The organism is Bacillus sp. AFS001701 (assembly GCF_002559405.1).
GTDB lineage: Bacteria > Bacillota > Bacilli > Bacillales > Bacillaceae_G > Gottfriedia.
Genome location: NZ_NTZO01000361.1, coordinates 1 through 224, shown reverse-complemented (window position 1 = coordinate 224; position 224 = coordinate 1). Strand labels below are relative to the sequence as shown.

At 59.4% G+C, this 224-nt stretch carries 1 protein-coding gene; it reads left to right on the top strand.

Going from position 1 to position 224, the window contains the following annotated elements:
- The coding region (locus tag CN514_RS19680) for a hypothetical protein (RefSeq protein WP_141529432.1) at positions 1 to 224 on the top strand (224 nt) is incomplete at both ends.

The window sequence follows — 224 nt, the reverse complement described above, 5'->3', positions numbered from 1 at the left end:
TCGACCTATATTCGTCTGTCACCGTTCTTTGATGACATGCTGGCTGAACCTGCTCCGCTTAAGGATATCCACGGGGCGCGTATTCTGGCGATGCTTGGCGATTCCGTTACCACGGACCACATCTCGCCGGCGGGCAGTATCAAAGCCGACAGCCCGGCAGGCCGCTATCTGCAAAGCCGTGGGGTGGAACGCCGGGACTTCAACTCCTACGGATCGCGTCGTGG